The organism is Acetobacter sacchari, from assembly GCF_017377715.1.
GTDB lineage: Bacteria > Pseudomonadota > Alphaproteobacteria > Acetobacterales > Acetobacteraceae > Acetobacter > Acetobacter sacchari.
In genome coordinates, this window is sequence record NZ_JAFVMF010000001.1 from 254,095 (window position 1) to 271,925 (window position 17,831).

At 59.6% G+C, this 17,831-nt stretch carries 17 protein-coding genes; 13 read left to right on the top strand and 4 right to left on the bottom strand.

Going from position 1 to position 17,831, the window contains the following annotated elements; translation table 11 throughout:
- Nucleotides 1-15: 15 nt before the first annotated feature.
- Nucleotides 16-405 carry a lactoylglutathione lyase gene (gene gloA, locus J2D73_RS01120; protein WP_026396834.1) on the top strand — a complete coding sequence of 130 codons (390 nt, stop codon included), beginning with the start codon at nt 16-18 and terminating at the stop codon, nt 403-405.
- Between the two features lie 450 nt (nt 406-855).
- Here the strand turns inward: gloA and J2D73_RS01125 are convergent, their stop codons facing one another.
- Nucleotides 856-1,272 (bottom strand): hypothetical protein, encoded by a 417-nt coding sequence (locus J2D73_RS01125; protein ID WP_207878817.1) that lies wholly within the window; start codon nt 1,270-1,272, stop codon nt 856-858.
- A 189-nt stretch (nt 1,273-1,461) separates the two neighbouring features.
- Between J2D73_RS01125 and rpmH the strand changes: the two genes are divergently transcribed.
- The 6 genes from rpmH (at nt 1,462) to argB (ending at nt 5,908) form a co-directional block, all read left to right on the top strand.
- A complete protein-coding gene (rpmH, locus tag J2D73_RS01130) occupies nt 1,462-1,596 on the top strand; it encodes a 50S ribosomal protein L34 (protein WP_086644849.1) in 135 nt (44 codons plus the stop codon).
- Nucleotides 1,597-1,603: 7 nt separating this feature from the next.
- Nucleotides 1,604-1,990 carry a ribonuclease P protein component gene (rnpA, locus tag J2D73_RS01135; protein ID WP_207878564.1) on the top strand — a complete coding sequence of 129 codons (387 nt, stop codon included), beginning with the start codon at nt 1,604-1,606 and terminating at the stop codon, nt 1,988-1,990.
- A gap of 20 nt (nt 1,991-2,010) precedes the next feature.
- Nucleotides 2,011-2,298, top strand: a complete 288-nt coding sequence (gene yidD / locus J2D73_RS01140; RefSeq protein ID WP_207878795.1) for a membrane protein insertion efficiency factor YidD — start codon at nt 2,011-2,013, stop codon at nt 2,296-2,298.
- 123 nt (nt 2,299-2,421) lie between these two features.
- Entirely contained in the window at nt 2,422-4,161 is a 1,740-nt protein-coding gene (gene yidC, locus J2D73_RS01145; RefSeq protein ID WP_207878566.1) for a membrane protein insertase YidC, read from the top strand.
- On the top strand, nt 4,161-4,829 hold the full coding sequence (gene yihA / locus J2D73_RS01150) for a ribosome biogenesis GTP-binding protein YihA/YsxC (protein ID WP_207878568.1): 669 nt from the start codon (nt 4,161-4,163) through the stop codon (nt 4,827-4,829). The genes yidC and yihA overlap by 1 nt, the downstream gene beginning before the upstream one ends.
- Nucleotides 4,830-4,984: 155 nt before the next feature.
- Nucleotides 4,985-5,908: an acetylglutamate kinase gene (argB, locus tag J2D73_RS01155; RefSeq protein WP_086644845.1), complete on the top strand. Its 924-nt coding sequence runs from the start codon at nt 4,985-4,987 to the stop codon at nt 5,906-5,908.
- Nucleotides 5,909-6,404: 496 nt separating this feature from the next.
- Here the strand turns inward: argB and J2D73_RS01160 are convergent, their stop codons facing one another.
- Nucleotides 6,405-6,635, bottom strand: a complete 231-nt coding sequence (locus tag J2D73_RS01160; protein ID WP_207878570.1) for a hypothetical protein — start codon at nt 6,633-6,635, stop codon at nt 6,405-6,407.
- A gap of 227 nt (nt 6,636-6,862) precedes the next feature.
- Here J2D73_RS01160 and J2D73_RS01165 point away from each other — a divergent pair, with 227 nt between their 5' ends.
- The gene (locus J2D73_RS01165; protein WP_207878572.1) at nt 6,863-7,027 is read left to right on the top strand and encodes a hypothetical protein; all 165 of its coding nucleotides are present in this window, start codon (nt 6,863-6,865) and stop codon (nt 7,025-7,027) included.
- Between the two features lie 1,055 nt (nt 7,028-8,082).
- On the opposite strand, the gene J2D73_RS01170 is transcribed toward J2D73_RS01165, so the two are convergent.
- On the bottom strand, nt 8,083-9,510 hold the full coding sequence (locus J2D73_RS01170) for a c-type cytochrome (RefSeq protein WP_207878574.1): 1,428 nt from the start codon (nt 9,508-9,510) through the stop codon (nt 8,083-8,085).
- Nucleotides 9,511-9,568: 58 nt separating this feature from the next.
- A complete protein-coding gene (locus J2D73_RS01175) occupies nt 9,569-11,800 on the bottom strand; it encodes a PQQ-dependent dehydrogenase, methanol/ethanol family (protein WP_026396827.1) in 2,232 nt (743 codons plus the stop codon).
- A gap of 695 nt (nt 11,801-12,495) precedes the next feature.
- Here J2D73_RS01175 and J2D73_RS01180 point away from each other — a divergent pair.
- The 5 genes from J2D73_RS01180 to cyoD all read left to right on the top strand — a co-directional run bounded on the left by J2D73_RS01180 (nt 12,496) and on the right by cyoD (nt 17,616).
- On the top strand, nt 12,496-13,260 hold the full coding sequence (locus J2D73_RS01180; RefSeq protein ID WP_207878576.1) for a Bax inhibitor-1/YccA family protein: 765 nt from the start codon (nt 12,496-12,498) through the stop codon (nt 13,258-13,260).
- A 498-nt stretch (nt 13,261-13,758) separates the two neighbouring features.
- The gene (cyoA, locus tag J2D73_RS01185; protein ID WP_026396825.1) at nt 13,759-14,682 is read left to right on the top strand and encodes a ubiquinol oxidase subunit II; all 924 of its coding nucleotides are present in this window, start codon (nt 13,759-13,761) and stop codon (nt 14,680-14,682) included.
- 5 nt (nt 14,683-14,687) lie between these two features.
- The gene (gene cyoB / locus J2D73_RS01190; RefSeq protein WP_207878578.1) at nt 14,688-16,679 is read left to right on the top strand and encodes a cytochrome o ubiquinol oxidase subunit I; all 1,992 of its coding nucleotides are present in this window, start codon (nt 14,688-14,690) and stop codon (nt 16,677-16,679) included.
- The gene (gene cyoC / locus J2D73_RS01195; protein ID WP_207878580.1) at nt 16,679-17,284 is read left to right on the top strand and encodes a cytochrome o ubiquinol oxidase subunit III; all 606 of its coding nucleotides are present in this window, start codon (nt 16,679-16,681) and stop codon (nt 17,282-17,284) included. Before cyoB ends, cyoC begins: the two co-directional genes overlap by 1 nt.
- Nucleotides 17,284-17,616 carry a cytochrome o ubiquinol oxidase subunit IV gene (cyoD, locus tag J2D73_RS01200; RefSeq protein WP_026396822.1) on the top strand — a complete coding sequence of 111 codons (333 nt, stop codon included), beginning with the start codon at nt 17,284-17,286 and terminating at the stop codon, nt 17,614-17,616. The genes cyoC and cyoD overlap by 1 nt, the downstream gene beginning before the upstream one ends.
- Nucleotides 17,617-17,831 lie beyond the last annotated feature (215 nt).

Genomic DNA, 17,831 nt, shown 5'->3' on the forward strand with positions numbered 1-17,831 from the left:
AGAAAGGCGTCAATTATGGCCAGTTATCTGCACACGATGGTGCGCGTCAAAAATCTGGACGCCAGTCTGGCGTTCTACCGCCTGCTGGGTATGCACGAACTGCGTAGACGGGAAGTTCCCGACGGGAAATACACGCTTGTTTTCATTGGCTACGCAAGTAATGCCGAAGGGCAAGCTGAAATCGAGCTGACCTATAACTGGGGCAAGGACGATGGCTACGAGGTCGGGACGGGCTTCGGTCATTTTGCTGTCGGTGTGCCTGATGTCGCAGCGATGGTCGAGGCGGTGCGCGCGGGCGGCGGGAAGGTCACGCGGGAGGCGGGTCCGGTCAAGTTCGGAACGACCGTGATCGCTTTCGTCGAAGATCCTGACGGTTACAAGATCGAGCTTATCGAACGGCGCTGACGCTGAAAGCAGTTGTTTTCACAAGGTTCACGCCACGCGTTCTCGCACGCGTGGCGTGAACTGCGTAACCAGACTTCGTCTGCCTTGCAGTAAATGCGTTGCTCTCTGGTTCTGGCGCCGTGCAGGCGGAAGCGTCCGAGTGGAGGAGCGGCTTCGCAACGCAGCCGCCTGAAGCCTTGAGCGTTCGCCCGTCTTCCCAGTTGCGGCGTCCGATTATCTGTTCCGGGCCTCCTGCTCGATGGGCTGTCAAGACACCTCGCGAGCGCTCCTGAGTGGAGGGAGATCCGGCATGGGCGAGGTTTCTCTTAAGTCGTACGGCCCGAGGGTTGAGCGACAGTCGGCTAATTTGGAGCCTTATCCGTTCATAAGAGTTCACGGATAAGGTTCTGGTTTGTTGGCTTGGCGGGCTTCTTTATCCGATCAGCCGATTCCGTCTGATCGGATGATGTTCTAGCTGGCGGCCTTGATAAGGGCCGTCGTCCGGTCCAGCGCGTCCAGCACCTGTTCCGCGCGTCGACGGACCTCCGGGTCCTCGTGCGACGAAAGCTGATCGGCGGACAGAACGGCGGGCGAGATCAGGCCTCGCAGATCGTGGCGCAGCTTTGGTGATATCGTCGCGATATTGTCCCCCGTTGTTCCGGGGGGAGCCGCTGGGGCGCGATTATCGAGTGGCGGTTCCGCCACTCGACCGCCCGGCGCTGGCGAGTTGCGTGCGGAGTCGATTCGCAAGGTGAGCGTAGCGGCGATCGCAGCGCCCAACAGCGCTACAAAAATCGCGCCGCCTTGGGGCAGGGGGACGTATCGCGTGGCGATCGCGGTGGCGAACGCGACAAGGAAGACCGGGACCGTGAGGTAAGGGCGGCGCAAGCATTGGCTCCTTCGCGGCGCGCCGTGTCCGGGCGCATTGAAAAACGGGTGACGCGCCGACTCCGTATCCACGCATCCCGCCGTTGACGCAGGGCGGTCCTCTCACTATAAGCCCGCCTTCCAGACGCTGGCGTTTTTCGCCGTGAAGCGTCCTGACATTTTTTGTGTAGTTGACTGAGGAGTGCCACCGTGAAGCGCACGTATCAACCGTCCAAGCTGGTCCGCAAGCGCCGCCATGGTTTCCGCGCTCGCATCGCTACCGTCGGCGGCCGCAAGGTTATCGCCAACCGTCGTTCGAAGGGGCGCAAGCGCCTCTCCGCCTGATCAGGCGATGACGTCCGGGGAAACGCTCCCCGGAAAGGAGCGCTTCGTGCAGGATCAGCGCTCTTCGCGCCTCAAGAAGCGCGCGCAATTTCTGGCTGTGGCCGCTAAGGCGCGGAAAGCGCCGACACCCGGGCTCGTCCTGCAAGTTGTCAGTCGCAATGACGGAGAACCGGGGCGGGTCGGCTTCACCGTCACAAAGAAAGTCGGAAACGCGGTTGTTCGCAACCGCGCGAAACGTCGTCTCCGGGAGGCCGTAAGGTCCGTCGAAAGCGACGTTTCCCTGAATGGTCTGGATCTGGTGGTGATCGGCCGAATCGGAACGGGCGACCGTCCTTTTTCCGAGTTGATCGCGGATCTGCGGCGCGCGCTGAAAAAGACCGGGGCATTGTCGTGAGCGTCGACTCCGGTCGCAGCATGCTTGGGCGTTGCGCATGTGGCGCGCTGGTCGGCGGCATGCGCCTCTGGCAAATCGTCGGACGTCCCGTTGCCGGACCAAACTGCCGCTTCCATCCTTCATGCAGCGAGTATGGCGTAGAAGCCGTTCAGACGCATGGCGCGCTGCGTGGAAGCTGGCTCGCCGCCAGTCGCATCTTGCGCTGCAATCCGTGGAATCCGGGCGGATACGACCCAGTGCCTCTGCCCAGGGCGATCGCCGGTGCGGTGGCCGACATCGGTTCTGCTCAAGAAGCGTCCATGCAATAGGGCGTCTATGAGCCCAACCCATCTGGCGTTCCCTGACAAGTTCGGTATGAGGGACGCAAATGTGCGGTCGGGCCGCCGCGGTTGCGGCGTGGTCCCGTGAAGTAGAAAGGTCGGCCGGTCGATATGGACATCAGGCGTGTAATATTGGCGACGTTGCTTTCGGCGCTGGTCCTGCTCGGTTTCGACTACTTCATGCCGCAGCCCAAGCCGCAACCCGCCGTCGCGACGCAGGAGCATGCGGACACGCAGGCGAGCCGTCCGCCTTCTGCGGCAGCGCCCGGGTCCGCAGCCGCCGACGATGGGGTTCCTGCACGGTTGCCGATCGATGCGGTTGATGTCAGCGGCTCCGTCAATCTGCGCGGCGCTCGTCTGGATGATCTCGTTCTGCGTGGCTACCACGAGACGGTGAAGCCCGGCAGCCCGCTGGTACGGGTGCTCGAGGCGCAGGGCCAGCCGCACCCGACCTATGTCGAGTTCGGATGGTATGGGCAGCCAGGGCAGACCGTCCGCCTTCCTGATGCGCACAGCGTCTGGAAAACCGACGCGCAGAAACTCGGTTCAAACTCCCCTGTCACGCTGAGCTGGAGCAACGACGCTGGCCTGACGTTCGAGATCGTGCTGGCGATTGATCGGGACTACATGTTCACGGTCACCCAGCGTGTCCGCAACGCCACCGGCGATCAGGTGGCGCTCGTCCCCTATTCTCGTGTCGTGCGTGCTTACACGCCTGAGGAAACCGGCGGCATGCTGGTGCACGAGGGACCGATTTCGGTGATCAACGGCCGTATGGAGGAAGGCTCCTACAAGTCGCTGCGCACCAATTCGACCGCGCCGAATTTCGTCTCGTGGAGCGCTTCCGGAACCGGCGGCTGGGCAGGAATCACCGACAAATACTGGCTCGCGGCCGTCGTTCCCGACCAGAAATCGGACGTCAACGGAACCTACGGTTTCGACACGCCTGCCGGTGCATACGAAGTAGGCTTCACTGGCCGCGCGCCTGTGACGGTCGCGGCCAACGGAGTTGGCGAGTCGACGGCGCATGTGTTCGCGGGCGCCAAGGAGGTTCGCCTTCTGGAGCGTTATGAGAACGAGCTGCACATTCCCGATTTCTGGAAGGCCGTCGACTTCGGCTGGTTCGCGTTCCTGACGCGCCCGGTGTTCTTCGTTCTTGACTGGTTGTATCAGCTTTTCGGCAATTTCGGTCTGGCGCTTCTGACGTTTACGCTGATCGTCAAGACGCTGTTCTTCCCGCTGGCGGCGAAGGGCTTTCGTTCTGCGGCGGCGATGCGCTCAGTGCAGCCGAAGATGCAGGCGATCCGCGAGCGCTACAAGTCTGATCCGGTCCAGATGAACCAGAAGATCATGCAGCTTTACCGCGAGGAGGGGGTGAACCCCGCCAGCGGGTGCCTGCCACTTCTGATTCAGGCTCCGGTGTTCTGGTGTCTGTATAAGGATCTGTACGTCACGATCGAAATGCGGCACGCGCCGTTCTTCGGCTGGATTCATGATCTGTCCGCGCCCGATCCGACCAACCTGTTCAATCTGTTCGGCCTGATTCCGTGGGATCCGACGACTTTGTCCGGCATGCTGCTGCTCGGCGTGTGGCCGATCCTCTACGGCGCGACCATGTTCCTGATGCAGAAGATGAACCCTGCGACCGTGGACCCTGCCCAGAAGCAGATCTTCATGGCGATGCCGTTCATCTTCACGTTCTTCATGGCGCGGCAGCCGGTCGGTCTGGTCATCTATTACTGCTGGAACAACCTGCTGACGGTGGCGCAGCAGATGGTCATTCAGCGCGTGCACCGGGATCGCTCGAAGACGACCATCATCCCGCCTGCGAAGAAAGCCCGGAAAGGCTGATGGCCGCTCCCGATTTCTCCACGCCGGTCGAACGGACGGCGGACGAGCTGGAAGCCGGAAGGCTGTTGTTCGCCGGGGAATGCGAGTTCTTTTTCGGCGCGCAGCAACTCGGGCAACTGCCCGATCCTGACAAGCCGGAGATCGCTTTCGCCGGTCGTTCGAACGTGGGCAAGTCGAGTCTTGTCAATGCGTTGACAGGGCGGAAGGCGCTCGCGCGGGCGTCGTCCGAGCCGGGGCGAACCAAGCAGCTTAACTTTTTCGATCTGGCCGGGCGTCTCGTGCTGGTGGACATGCCGGGTTACGGTTTCGCGAAGGCCGCGAAATCTGTGAAGGAGGACTGGCAGGAGATGATGTTCGCCTATCTGCGCGGACGTCCAACCCTGCAGCGTGTGATCCTGCTGCTCGACTCCCGCATCGAGACCAAGGCGTCCGACATCGAGGTCATGGACCTGTTCGACAAGGCGGCGATCAACTTCCAGATCGTTCTCACCAAATGCGATGGACTGAAGCCCGGCCCGCTGACGCGGAAGCTGGAGAGCGTACGGGCTCTTGCGGCCAAACACCCGGCCGCGCATCCCGAAGTGATCGCCAGCAGCAGCGAGACAGGGCTTGGTATGCCAGAGCTTCGCGCCGAACTGACCGCGTTCGCGCTCCCTGCAATCGGCTGAACGGCTCTCGGCTCTGTCCCGCGCTCGTCGCGCAGAACCCATCGCGCGGGGGCGGCTTCACTGATGACGCTTCTCCCCGCTATCGTAGCGGAATTCTCCACCCGAGCTGCCGATCGCGCCCGATCGGACGCGGGTCTAGCCTGGATGGACTTTTGATGACTGACGATACGCCCGGCGTGGTCGACGCGTTACAGCAGGCCGCCACCCTCGCCAGCGCGCTGCCTTTCCTCCGTCGTTACGCCGGAGACACCATTGTTGTGAAATACGGCGGTCACGCTATGGGGGACGCCACTCTGTCGAAGGATTTCGGCAGCGACATCGCCCTGCTGAAATTGGTCGGCATCAATCCGATTGTCGTGCATGGCGGTGGCCCCCAGATCAACCGCATGCTGGAGCGGCTGCAACTCAAGTCGTCCTTTGTGGACGGGCTTCGGGTGACGGACAGTTCCATGATCGACGTGATCGAGATGGTTCTGTGCGGTTCGGTCAACAAGGAAGTCGCCAACCTGATAAATCGCGCCGGCGCATTGGCCGTAGGCATATCGGGAAAGGATGGCGGTCTTATCAAGGCGCGCAAGCTTCTGCGTGCGGTTCGCGATCCGGTCAGCGGCATCGAGCAGGTTCTCGATCTCGGCTTCGTGGGAGAGCCACATCGGGTGGACCCACAGGTGCTTTATGCGTTGTCAGGTTCGGGACTTATCCCGGTCGTGGCGCCGATCGCCGCAGGGGAGAACGGAGAGACCTACAACATCAACGCTGATACTGCCGCAGGCGCCATCGCGGGCGCAGTGCATGCGACGCGTATGCTGATGCTGACGGATGTTCCGGGCGTCCTGGATGGCGACGGCAAGCTCATTCCCGAACTGACTGCTGAAGAGGCCAGACGGGGCATCGCTTCGGGTATGATCTCTGGCGGCATGATCCCCAAAGTCGAGACTTGTCTTCAGGCGGTGCAGGCAGGCGCCAAGGCCGCAGTTATTCTTGATGGACGCGTGCCTCATGCGTGTCTGCTTGAACTGTTCACCAAATCCGGGTCCGGCACGCTTATCAGGGCGGATGGAACGGCCAGCGCCGGTTGAACTGTAAAAGGCGGTTGCGGGTGGTTGGCCGGGCCGATTTACACCCTCAACTGCTTTCCCGACTTCTGCAGGCGGGGCGTTCTGCAGAGGTAGTGTGTTCATGACGCGGTCACGGCTGGGCGAACGCGAATATTGCCTGACGGGGTAGGAGCGTACTTCGCTTGACGGGCAGAGTTCAGGGCGACAGAGCCGTTGCCGGAGGACGGCCGGTTCCTTTTGGTGGTAAGCCCTTGGAGGCGCCATGAAATGCTGCGTGCAGTAATTTCCGATAGAATTTCTACACAGTAAACACATTCCAAAGAATATGTGCGGACAATACTTTTTGTGTCATAAGATTTTAAAGGCAGTGGTTGCCGTGACGATCATTTCGTAGGCCGTCTTACTGAAGATAGTCGAGGCGTTGAGAAGCTTTCCTTTAAAGAAAAGCGCCCCAAAGTATATTGGAGCGCCCTTCGTTCCGATTTTCTACGATCGGTTAGAGTAATTTCGGTTTCAATTAGTGGCGTGAGGGATAACCGTAGGTGAATGACTGGTAAGGGGAACCGCCGGTCAGGATTGAACTGACACCGCCAAGAATGCCACTGACGGCGGTGCCGACACCGCCGAGGATTCCACTGACGACAAGGCCGACGCCAGCGAGGACTCCATTAACGGCGTAAGCGACGCCGCCAAGAAGTCCGAAACCACCGGACACTGCATCTAATTCTATTGTTGTAAGTTCACGCATGACGATTCCTTTTCGAATCCTGGAAGGGCGTTAATTCGCCCACGGTCATCACGGCACAAACACCATAAAGTTTCAATAAAAAGACAACGTATCAAAAAATATCAATCAACTGACTCGTCTCTGTCTCAGCGAAATAAATATTTTCCTCAATGATTACATTGGGATAAGAGAAGGTGTCAGGTTCTTAAAAGCGTCCTGATGAACGTGGACAACATCGCGCAAGCAGAATGAACCGCAGAGCGGCCAACCTGACACAGGCCGCCAGCGTGGTGCTTCTTGAGAAAAAGGCCATGGATCGCTCCATGGTCTTTGGCCGTTTCCCGCTGAAGAAACAGGGACATATCCGTCCCGACTTGCTGGGCGGCGTCTACACCGGTGGGGGCTGCGGATAGATCCATCCTGCGCCGTATGGCCGCGGGGCGAAGAAGCCCGAGATCGAGTTCGTTGGCGCTCCTGCGCCCCAGAGGTGAGCGCCGATGGCGCCCAATTGGTCAGAGGAACACCACGGCAGGCATCACGGCATGAGCCGACGACCGCGGGATTGTCGGTGGCGACGACCGAGTTTCCGGCCAACGGTGGGAACATGCCTCTGCCGTCGTTCCGGTGACAGGTTTAGACGGAATGCAGTGGTTGGCTTCTATCGGCTTTAAGCAATGGATTTTCGTAATCTATAATCAGGTCATCTGCCAATTTAGTGTATTATGAACGCAGTTTCAGGCGCTGAATCTCAATGAAAACGTATATCCCGTAAATGCATGTGGCGCCGCATAAAACGAGAATGAGGGAGTTTCACCAATTTTCGAAAAAATTTCCGCGCCTGACTGCTATAATAAATGCTGATACAAAGCATACAATATCAAGAAAGAATCCAATAAGTAGAAAATTCGTATAAATAGACAAAATTACAGATAAAATCAAATATAAATCCCTTAGTATCAAAAAAATAAATTTTCTCTGTCTATTTTTCTTAAGAAATCAAAGAAAACCATGAATTCTCTAATTCCCTCCGATGGAGCATTTTCTATCGTAAATGGCTTTTACGGGTTTCTATTTGGTTTCAAGCTAAACTTTTTCATACTTATCTTGCCGGGTGTCAAACTTTGCTAACTTTCCAAAAGCCGCTGGGGTAATGCGTATGGGGGAAGCTTACGTTTATTTCTCTGCTTTACGAATGTGCCACGTTGAGAGGCCGTATTTGCAGTTGCTCTGGCGAGCCGGGCACAAATGTGTGGCTTGTTGCCCTAGGTAGTTAGGTACTGCAGCGCCGTAGAAACGTTGAGGCGGGCGAGTTCGCCAGGAAGCGCAAGCAGGAGATCGCAATGGCGAACGACGAGTTGGCCAAGGTGATACTGGCCGTCAGCGAGTAGTGTTTATCGACAAAAAAGGCCACGGATCGCTCCGTGGCCTTTGATCGTTCCCGCCGAAGCGGGAACAGCTCCGTCCAGACTTACTGGGCGGCGTCGACACCGGTGTGGGTCGACGGAGAGAAAGTCCACCCTGCGCCATAAGGCTGCGGCGCGAAGAAGCCCCAGGTCGAGTTCGTTGACGTTCCTGCGTCCCAGGCGCGAGCGCTGATCGGGGTGCCCTTGGTGCGAAGCTTCTGGATGTCCGCAGCGGTGACGTTGGCCGGAGCCTTGTTGCCCCATGCGCCACGGATGAAGTTCACAACGTCAGCAATCTGCTGATCGTTGAGGATCTTCTGGTAGCCAGGCATCGCGACCGCCGACGGCGCCCAGTTGGTCGGAGGCAGCACGCCGCCAGACACAACGACATGAGCCAGCGAGGTCGGGTTGTCGGTCACGACGACCGGGTTTCCGGCCAGCGGCGGGAACATGCGGGCGACGCCGCCGCCATCATTCCGGTGACAGATCGCGCACTGGTTCAGATAGATATCTGCGCCAGGGACGCCAGCAGTCTTGCCGGAATCGAGCATCTGAGCGGTGGACGCGTCGTAGGTGTAGTCGCCACGCGCAGGCGGAACCGGCGGCAGGCTCTTCAGATACTTCGCGATCGCCTTCAGATCGTCGTCGGTGAAATACTGCGAACTCCAGGCGACGACGTCAGCCATGCCGCCAAAGACGGCGGAGTGGTCGATGCGGCCCGAACGCAGGAACTGCACCAGATCGTCTTCAGACCAGCGGCCGAGACCCAGAACCGGGTCGTTACGCAGGCTTGGGGCGATCCAGTTGTCGATCGGCGCGCCGCCGGCGAGGAAGTCCGCGCCGCCAGTTGCGTCGTAAGCCTTCTCCTGCATGGAGAAACCACGGGGCGTATGGCACGCGCCGCAATGGCCGGGGCCGGTTACGATGTATTCGCCGCGCGCGATGACCGGGTCGGTGCCCGGAGCAGGCGTGAACGCCTTCGGCGCCGGAGCGAAGAGCTTCGCCCAGATGCCGAGCGGCCAGCGCATCGACAGCGGCCAGGTGATGTCGACCGGACGGTTCTGCTGCGCGACCGGCTTCACGCCGTGCATGAAGTAGGCGTACAGCGCCTTGATGTCGTCATCCGTCATTCTGGCGAATGAAGGATACGGCATGGCCGGATACAGCGGCGATCCGTCCTTGCGCACGCCGCGACGGACAGCGTTGTCGAAGTCCTGCAGCGTGTAAGTGCCGATGCCGACCGTCGGATCCGGCGTAATATTGGTCGAATAGATCGCGCCAATCGGCGTCTTGATCTCAAGTCCGCCAGCGTAAACGCTGCCGTGCAGGCCCGTATGACAGGCCACGCAGTCGCCCAGACGGGCGACATAGGCGCCCTTGGCGACCAGATCGCTGTCGGTGGTTTGCGCTACGGCCGGGGCGGCGTCGAGCGCCGTCCCTGCCAGAAGTCCGACCACCGCCGCGCCGAGCGCGGCCTTAAATCCCTTAATCATCGCTATCACCACCGCGTCGCTGTTTTGTCGAATGAGGTCACCATCGGGAAGTGGCAGGTCACTGGGTTATGCCCAGTGACGCGGCATCGGGGATCGTCTTGTCGTTTTTACGGGCGTCGACTTCGCGCTGATACGTGTCGTTGCCGCGCTTGATGATGAACTGACGGATGCTCTCGATCTGATCCGGGGACATCGAAGCGTCGAAGCGGTCCATACCGTAGGCGGTCAGCGCGCCGCGGCCGACGACGTTGTAGAAGCCGTCCTTATGACGGATTGCGCCCGACCAGCGCAGATCCGGTAGAACGCCAGCGCCTTCTGCGTTGTCGCCATGGCAGGCGGCGCAATAGGTCTGGTACTCGAAGTAGCCCTTGTCCGTGACCTTCTCGTCATACTTCTCAGGCGGCTTCACGGGCAGGAAGCCCATGTCGTTCTGCGGAGGCAGCTTCGCCTTGCCGTCGAGCGAGAATGCGACCACGCGGGAGTGGTTGACCGTCCAGCCCGAGGTGCGGGCCACGCCGCCGAGGAAGAACGGATAGATGCCGCCCCAGCCCACTTCAACCGCGACATACTGCTTGCCGTTGGCGAGGTAGGTCACCGGCGGCGCGATGATGCCGCTCTGTGCGTCGAAGTGGAACAGATCCTGACCGTTGGTCGCGTCGTAGGCGTGGAACTCGCCGTTCGCGAGGCCCTGGAAGAGCAGGTCGCCGCCGGTGGCCACGATGCCGCCGTTCCACGGGCCCTTGTGGTCGATCTTCCAAGCCGCCTGCTGCTTCACCGGATCCCAGGCCACGATCCAGCCCTTCAGGTCCTTGATGAACGCCGCTTTGGCTTCGGGGGTGTCCGGCAGGCCGGCCTTGCCCATGTCGATGCCGAGGTTCCAGGAGTCCGGGTGCGCCTTGAAGCCGCCAACCTGGCTCTTGTAGAGGAACGGAACCTGCTGCGCCGGGATGTAGACCAGGTTGGTCTTCGGGCTGTAGGCCATGGCTGCGAAGTTGTGGCCGCCAAGATCGCCCGGGATGGCGTACCATTCCTTGCCGTTCAGCGTCCACAGGGCGTCCGGGTTGTAGATCGGACGACCGGTCTTCGGATCCAGGCCGAGCGCCCAGTTCTGGTAGACGTAGTTGTTGCCCGAGATGAACTGACCGGTCTTCGCGTCGATGACGTAGAAGAAGCCGTTCTTCGGGGCATGGACGATCACGTGACGGGTTTCGCCGTTGATCGGCAGATCGAGGGTCATGATCTGCTGGACCGAGGTGTAATCCCACTGGTCCATCGGGGTTTCCTGGAAGTGCCAGACGTACTCGCCGGTCTCAGGCTTGACCGCGACAATGCTGCCGAGGAACAGGTTGTTGCCCTTGCCGTCGGTGCGGTACTTGTAGTTCCAGGGAGAGCCGTTGCCGACCGCGATGTAGACCAGATCGGTCACGGGGTCATAAACGAGCGAATCCCATACGGTGCCGCCGCCGCCCTGCTTCGTCCAGGCGCCCGTCGGGCTCCAGGTCTTGTAGGCCTTGTTCATCAGAACGCTGTCGGACGCAGCGTGGTCCGGTTCGTTCTTGTTGTTCGGCACGGTGTAGAAGCGCCAGTCGAGCTTGCCGGTCTCGGCGTCGAAGGCCGAGATGAAGCCGCGGGCGCCGAATTCCGCGCCGCCGTTGCCGATCAGGACGCGGCCCTTGGCGATGCGCGGAGCGCCGTCAACGGTGTAGGAGCGCTGCTGCCCGAGGGAGGCGTCCTTGGGGATCGTGTACGTGCTCCAGACCAGCTTGCCGGTCTTCGCGTCGAGCGCGATCAGGCGTCCGTCGAACGTGCCGAAATAAACCTTGCCGTTCCAGTAGGCGAGGCCGCGGTTGACGGTGTCGCAGCAGCCGCGGTCGGCGACGTTACCCGGAACCTTCGGGTCGTAATCCCACAGAAGCTGTCCGGTATCGGCCTTCAGGGCCTTGATCTTGGACCAGTTGGTCGTCGCGTACAGAACGCCGTCAACGACGAGGGGGGTGCCCTCCTGGCCGCGGTTGGTGTCGAGATCGTAGAACCACGCCAGCTTCAGATCGCCGACGTTGGAGCGGTTGATCTGATCCAGCGGGCTGTAGCGCTGCTCGGAATAGGTGCGACCGTAGGTCAGCCAGTTTTCCGGGTGGTCGTCAGCGTGGATGATGGCTTCGCCAGTGGCGCCTTGTCCATCATCGGCGCGGGCCGACGCTACGGGGTTGCAGAAAGCCGCGGCGAGAAAGGTGCCTGCGGCGAGCACGCCGAGCAGCGGGCTCCTCCGGGAGGAGAAAGGGCGAATCATATTGTATCGTCCTCGACAGATCATCGATTTGGGCCAAAGCCGCGAAAGCAGTGCGAATTTGGTGTTCGCGGCAGTCAGCCTAGATGACGTGATCATGTCAATCGTGTCATCTTTGGGTACGCTTATGCGTAAAGAGTGAGCATCGCAGGACGTTTGGTCAGGCTAACAGGCGCGGACGCCACCCTAGTGATCGTTTTTTCACAACATCGGATCCTGAGTGAATGGACGCGTCCCTTCCGGCGAACTGCGTCATATGTGGCGTTATTTCGCGTGGTGTAGGAAAATAGACGCGTCGCGCCATCGCTGTTCCGGGCGGTATCTGCCGCCATGGAACATCAATTTGGGGGTGCTGGCATGCGGTTGGTTGTTCGGCCTGCATCTCTTTGTCGTCGCGGTCATGGGAGGGGTGCTCACGGAAAGGTGACCATTCTGTTATGCTTCCGGCGGCGTGCGACACACGCGGCAGGGGCGTCGGGATGTCCGGAGAGGAGGCCTCATCGCGAGTGGGACTCTGTCGTGCATGCGTTACGGCGATTCCTGCCGAATGGCGCCGGAATTTGGGGGAGAGGGGATGACTCACCTTTAATTATGGTTCGTCTGCGAGTGTCTGCTAATTAGGCAGGACTTGAATTGGCGACCTGTCGCCAAATATATTCAGTTGTCGTCCGGCCTGGCCGGAAGGGAGAGAGGTAATTATGTCGTTCACTCGCGACTTTCGTTCGTCGCCATCTGCATCTGGGGTGCAGTCCGCCGTCGTCGATGCCGGTCTGCGCGCCTATATGCTTCGCGTTTACAACTGGATGGCGTCCGGGCTTCTTTTGACGGCGCTGGTCGCTTACGGAATCGCCAATACGAGCGCACAGGCCCTTTTCTTCCGCCGCTCCGAGGATTTCTCGATTCATCCGACCGGCCTTGGCTTGCTGGCGATGATCGCTCCGCTCGGTTTCGTGCTGGTCATGTCTTTCGGGGTCAACCGCCTCTCAAGGCAGGCCGTGCAGACGCTGTTCTGGCTGTTCTGCGCCGTGATGGGCGCGAGCCTCTCGAACATCTTCCTCGTTTACACCGGCGTGTCCGTAACCCGCGTGTTTCTGGTGACGGCGATCACGTTCGGCGCGACGTCGCTCTGGGCGTATTCGACGAACGCCAATCTGATGCGGTTTCAATCGTTCTTCATGATGGGGCTGTTCGGTCTGGTGATCGCGGGTCTCGTCAACATGTTCCTGCACAGCCCTGCGGTGTACTTTGTATATAGTGTGGTGGGCGTGCTGCTCTTCACCGGCCTGACTGCGTTCGACACGCAACGCATCAAGGTGACCTATCCGCAATTCGCCTATTACGAAGGTCCGGATCAGGCGGCGAAGCGCAGCGTTTACGACGCGTTGAACCTCTACCTGAACTTCATCAACCTGTTTCAGTTTCTGCTTCAGTTCATGGGGGTCCGGAGCACCAGCGACAACTAGAGTCGCGTTGCGAGTCCCGAACCGCCTGACCCGGTCGCCTCGGCGGCCGGGTTTTTTTGTGTCCGGATTTTGGCTCGCGAATGACGAAACGCCTGCCGAATTAGCGTGTCTGCGTCGCGTAAAGCGTCTGGGTGGTATTAAAATATCTCTTATTCGCGGCGAGGCGGCTCGGTGCTGGCAAACATGTGAAAGCTTTAGCCCAGAAAAAGCCTAGATTTTGGCTGCGCTAGCCGAATATTCGCTGAAATTGAAATATATTGAAATAATCCGTGAACACTTGTCCCGTAAACCTTCTCGGTCGGATAAGGGGAGGCGTGGAAATTCCTCGCGTGCTGGACGGATTGTGATGCCAAGCTTGAGGGATTATTGATTCGCCGTAAGGCAATGCGATCCGCCTGTTGGGGCGGACTCTAGTGTCCGAGACGATGGACTGCGGCGTCGCGGCCCGGCGTCTGTTTTTTGAAGGCTTGTAGGTATGTCAGAACCGAGGGGCGTACGATGATAAATAGGTACCTGAAGGGGCCAGCCCGGCTGGGCGGTCTGGCTTCAGTGCTGCTGCTGGCGGGATGCAACCTGGATGTGTTGGATCCCAAGGGCCCGGTAGGAGAGCAGCTGAAGTTTCTGATCGTTGAATCAACGGTCGCCATGCTGCTTGTGGTTGTCCCGACAATCATTTTGGCGTGCTACTTCGCATGGAAATACAGGGCGTCGAATACGAGCGCCGAGTACCTCCCGAAGTGGTCCCATTCGAACAAGATCGAAGTGGTGATCTGGGGCGTGCCCAGCATCATCATTCTTTTTCTGGCGGTGATCACCTACCAGACCTGCCACTCGCTGGACCCGTATCGTCCGCTGGACAACGAAGCGAACGCCAAGCCGCTGCACGTCGAAGTTGTCGCGCTCGACTGGAAATGGCTGTTCATCTACCCCGACGAGGGAATCGCGACGGTCAACCAGCTGGCGATCCCGGTCGGCACGCCGGTGGACTTCGTCATCACCTCTGATTCCGTGATGAATTCGTTCTTCATTCCGCGCCTTGGTTCGATGATCTACGCGATGGCGGGCATGCAGACGCAACTGCATCTGCTGGCGTCCGAGCCTGGCGATTACGCTGGCGAGTCCGCGAACTACAGCGGTCGCGGGTTCTCCGACATGAAGTTCCGTACGCTCGCCATGCCGGCTGATCAGTACGCTTCATGGGTTGAGAAGGTGCGTTCCTCTTCCGATCAGCTCGATAACGAGACCTACGGAAAGCTGGCCGCCCCGAGCGAAGCCGATCCGGTGAAATACTATTCGCATGTAGCGCCGAGCCTCTTCGACGGCATCGTCGCGAAATATAATAACGGCATGGTCATGGACAAGAACACGGGCAAGATGATCCGCGTGCAGTCCGCGATGTCCGACATGAATATGAAGGAGTAGGATTCATGCTAGGGAGATTATCGTTCGCGGACATCCCCGTGGATGTGCCGATTCTTGTAGGCACGTTTGCGGGCGTTGCGGTCATCGGCATCGCCGTGCTCGCGCTCATCACCTATTACGGCAAGTGGGGCTATCTCTGGAAAGAGTGGTTCACCTCTGTCGATCATAAACGCCTTGCGGTCATGTACATCGTGCTCGCGCTTGTCGCGCTCGCACGTGGTTTCGCCGACGCCATCATGATGCGTACCCAGCTCGCTCTCGCGTATGCTGGAAATCCGGGTTACCTGCCGCCGCACCATTACGATCAGATCTTCTCCGCTCACGGAACGATCATGATCTTCTTCCTGGCCATGGCGTTCATGACGGGCCTGTTCAACCTCGTGGTGCCGCTTCAGATCGGCGCGCGCGACGTGGCCTTCCCGTTCCTGAACAACCTGAGCTTCTGGATGACGGCGATCGCCTTTATCCTGATCAACGTCTCGCTGTTCATTGGCGAATTCTCGCAGTGCGGCTGGCTGGCGTATCCGCCTCTGTCGGAGACGCAGTTCAGCCCCGGCGTCGGCGTTGATTACTATATCTGGGCGGTTCAGCTTTCGGGCGTCGGCACTCTGTTGACGGGCGTCAACTTCTTCGTCACCATCGTCAAGATGCGCGCTCCGGGCATGACCTGGATGAAGGTTCCGGTGTTCACCTGGACCGCATTCTGCGCGTGCGTTCTCATCATGGTCGCGTTCCCGGTTCTGACAGTTGTTCTGGGTATGCTTGGTCTTGATCGTTATCTGGGCATGCATTTCTTCACCAACGACGGTGGCGGAAATCAGATGCTCTACCTCAGCCTTATCTGGACCTGGGGCCATCCTGAAGTTTACATCCTGATCCTGCCCGCCTTCGGCGTGTTCTCGGAAGTCGTGCCCACGTTCTCCCGCAAGCCGCTGTTCGGTTACGCGACCATGGTCTACGCGACCTGCGCCATCATGGTGCTGTCGTTCCTGGTCTGGCTGCATCACTTCTTCACCATGGGCGCCGGCGCCGACGTCAATGCGTTTTTCGGCATCGCCACGATGATCATCTCGATCCCGACTGGCGTTAAGCTCTTCAACTGGCTGTTCACGATGTACAAGGGCCGCGTGGAGTTCCACGCCACCATGTACTGGGCAGTCGGCTTCATGATCACCTTCACCATCGGCGGCATGACCGGCGTGATGATGGCGATCCCCGCCGCCGACTTCGTTCTCCACAACTCCCTGTTCCTGATCGCCCACTTCCACAACGTCATCATCGGCGGCGTGTATTTCGGGTATGTCTGCGGCATGAACTACTGGTTCCCGAAAGCGCTGGGCTTCAAGCTCAACGAAGCCTGGGGCAAGGCCGCGTTCTGGTTCTGGTTCGTCGGTTTCTACGTGGCGTTCATGCCGCTCTACGTGCTGGGCTTCGACGGCATGACCCGTCGTCTGAACCACTACGACAACCCGGCCTGGCACCCTTGGCTGCTGATCGCCGAAGTTGGCGCGGTTCTGGTGTTCTGCGGCATCGCCTGTCAGGTCATCCAGCTCTACGTCTCCATCCGCGACCGCAACCTGCCGCAGAACGTCGACGTCACGGGCGATCCGTGGAACGCTCGCTCGCTCGAGTGGTCGACGTCTTCGCCTCCGCCGATCTACAACTTTGCGATCACGCCGCATGTCCATGATCTGGACGCGTTCATGCACGACAAAGAGAACGGCATCGACACGCGCGGCGCAGGCGGCCCGTATGCTCCGATCCACATGCCCAAGAACACGGCTGCAGGCTTCATGGTCGGCGCGTTCAGTCTGGTGCTTGGTTTCGCAGCTATCTGGTACATCTGGTGGCTGGCTGCGATCGGGCTGATCGGGGTTTTCGCGACAGTGATCATCCGCAGCGCAAATCAGGACGTGGACTACTACATCCCCGCTGAAGAAGTCGCCCGGATCGAGAACGAGCACTCCCGCAAACTCATGGTACAGGCGGCTGAGTAATGGCGCACGATACTACTTTTCACGACGCGCATTCGGATCACGAACACCACGCTCCGCCGACGGTGTTCGGGTTCTGGGTGTATCTGATGACCGACTGCATCATCTTCGGTACGCTGTTTGCTGTGTTTGCGACTTTCCGCAACCAGTACGCTGGCGGCCCGACGGGGAAGGAGCTCTTCGAGATCTCCGGCCTCGCGATGGAGACGGCGCTGCTGCTCGTATCGAGCATCACCTACGGCTTCGGAATGATCGCCGCCCACAAGGGCGCGATCAGATCCGTTCAGCTGTGGCTGGCCATCACGTTCCTGCTTGGCCTGGGCTTCGTCGGTCTTGAAATCAACGAGTTCGCACATCTGATCGGTGAGGGCGCGGGCCCGGATCGCAGCGCGTTCCTGTCCGCTTTCTTCACGCTGGTCTCGACCCATGGTCTGCACGTGAGCTGCGGTCTGATCTGGATCCTGACCTTGGTTGTTCAGCTTTCGCGCGTGACGGAGATTTCGGAGCGGATGATGAACAAGCTCACCATGCTGAGCCTGTTCTGGCACTTCCTCGACATCGTCTGGATCTGCGTGTTCTCGTTCGTCTATCTGGGGAGCATGATCTGATGAGCACGCATCACAGCGGTCATGACGACGCGAGCCACGGCAGCGTGCGCTCATATGTTATCGGGTTCGTTCTCGCGGTCGTTCTTACGGTCGCGGCCTTCATGGTGGCCACCAGCGGCGCCCTGTCTCCGACTGGCGCTCTGACGGCGATCTCGGTTCTGGCGGCGGTTCAGGTGGTCGTCCACCTGATCTACTTCCTGCACATGAACACGACGGCCGAGAACCGGTGGAACAACAACGTGTTCCTCTTCACGGTGATGGTCGTCGCGATTTTCATCGTGGGTACGGCCTTCATCATGACCAATACCTCGGCTCATATGATGTCGCGGTAATTCCGGCCTCCGTCGGCGGCCTTTGGTCGCCGGCTTCCGGTTTGAAAAAAGGCCTCGCGCGGTTCACGTGCGAGGCCTTTTTTGTTGATGGAAGCAGCAGCGTAGGCCGGGGCGACAATCATCCTGTGAGGGCTATCTAGCGCCCAAGGATGCGTTCCCGCGTACGAGTGGGGGCGGCTTACGAAGACGGGATACTGATGCACGCGACTTAGGTC

Bases quoted from the DNA above. Each gene is read 5' to 3' on its own strand.
- yidD (WP_207878795.1), top strand. From the start codon at position 2,011: ATGCTTGGGCGTTGCGCATGTGGCGCGCTGGTCGGCGGCATGCGCCTC.
- cyoD (WP_026396822.1), top strand. From the start codon at position 17,284: ATGAGCACGCATCACAGCGGTCATGACGACGCGAGCCACGGCAGCGTG.
- argB (WP_086644845.1), top strand. From the start codon at position 4,985: ATGACTGACGATACGCCCGGCGTGGTCGACGCGTTACAGCAGGCCGCC.
- yihA (WP_207878568.1), top strand. From the start codon at position 4,161: ATGGCCGCTCCCGATTTCTCCACGCCGGTCGAACGGACGGCGGACGAG.
- J2D73_RS01165 (WP_207878572.1), top strand. From the start codon at position 6,863: ATGAACCGCAGAGCGGCCAACCTGACACAGGCCGCCAGCGTGGTGCTT.
- J2D73_RS01160 (WP_207878570.1), bottom strand. From the start codon at position 6,635: ATGCGTGAACTTACAACAATAGAATTAGATGCAGTGTCCGGTGGTTTC.
- cyoB (WP_207878578.1), top strand. From the start codon at position 14,688: ATGCTAGGGAGATTATCGTTCGCGGACATCCCCGTGGATGTGCCGATT.
- cyoA (WP_026396825.1), top strand. From the start codon at position 13,759: ATGATAAATAGGTACCTGAAGGGGCCAGCCCGGCTGGGCGGTCTGGCT.
- J2D73_RS01180 (WP_207878576.1), top strand. From the start codon at position 12,496: ATGTCGTTCACTCGCGACTTTCGTTCGTCGCCATCTGCATCTGGGGTG.
- yidC (WP_207878566.1), top strand. From the start codon at position 2,422: ATGGACATCAGGCGTGTAATATTGGCGACGTTGCTTTCGGCGCTGGTC.
- J2D73_RS01170 (WP_207878574.1), bottom strand. From the start codon at position 9,510: ATGATTAAGGGATTTAAGGCCGCGCTCGGCGCGGCGGTGGTCGGACTT.
- cyoC (WP_207878580.1), top strand. From the start codon at position 16,679: ATGGCGCACGATACTACTTTTCACGACGCGCATTCGGATCACGAACAC.
- gloA (WP_026396834.1), top strand. From the start codon at position 16: ATGGCCAGTTATCTGCACACGATGGTGCGCGTCAAAAATCTGGACGCC.
- J2D73_RS01175 (WP_026396827.1), bottom strand. From the start codon at position 11,800: ATGATTCGCCCTTTCTCCTCCCGGAGGAGCCCGCTGCTCGGCGTGCTC.
- rnpA (WP_207878564.1), top strand. From the start codon at position 1,604: ATGACGTCCGGGGAAACGCTCCCCGGAAAGGAGCGCTTCGTGCAGGAT.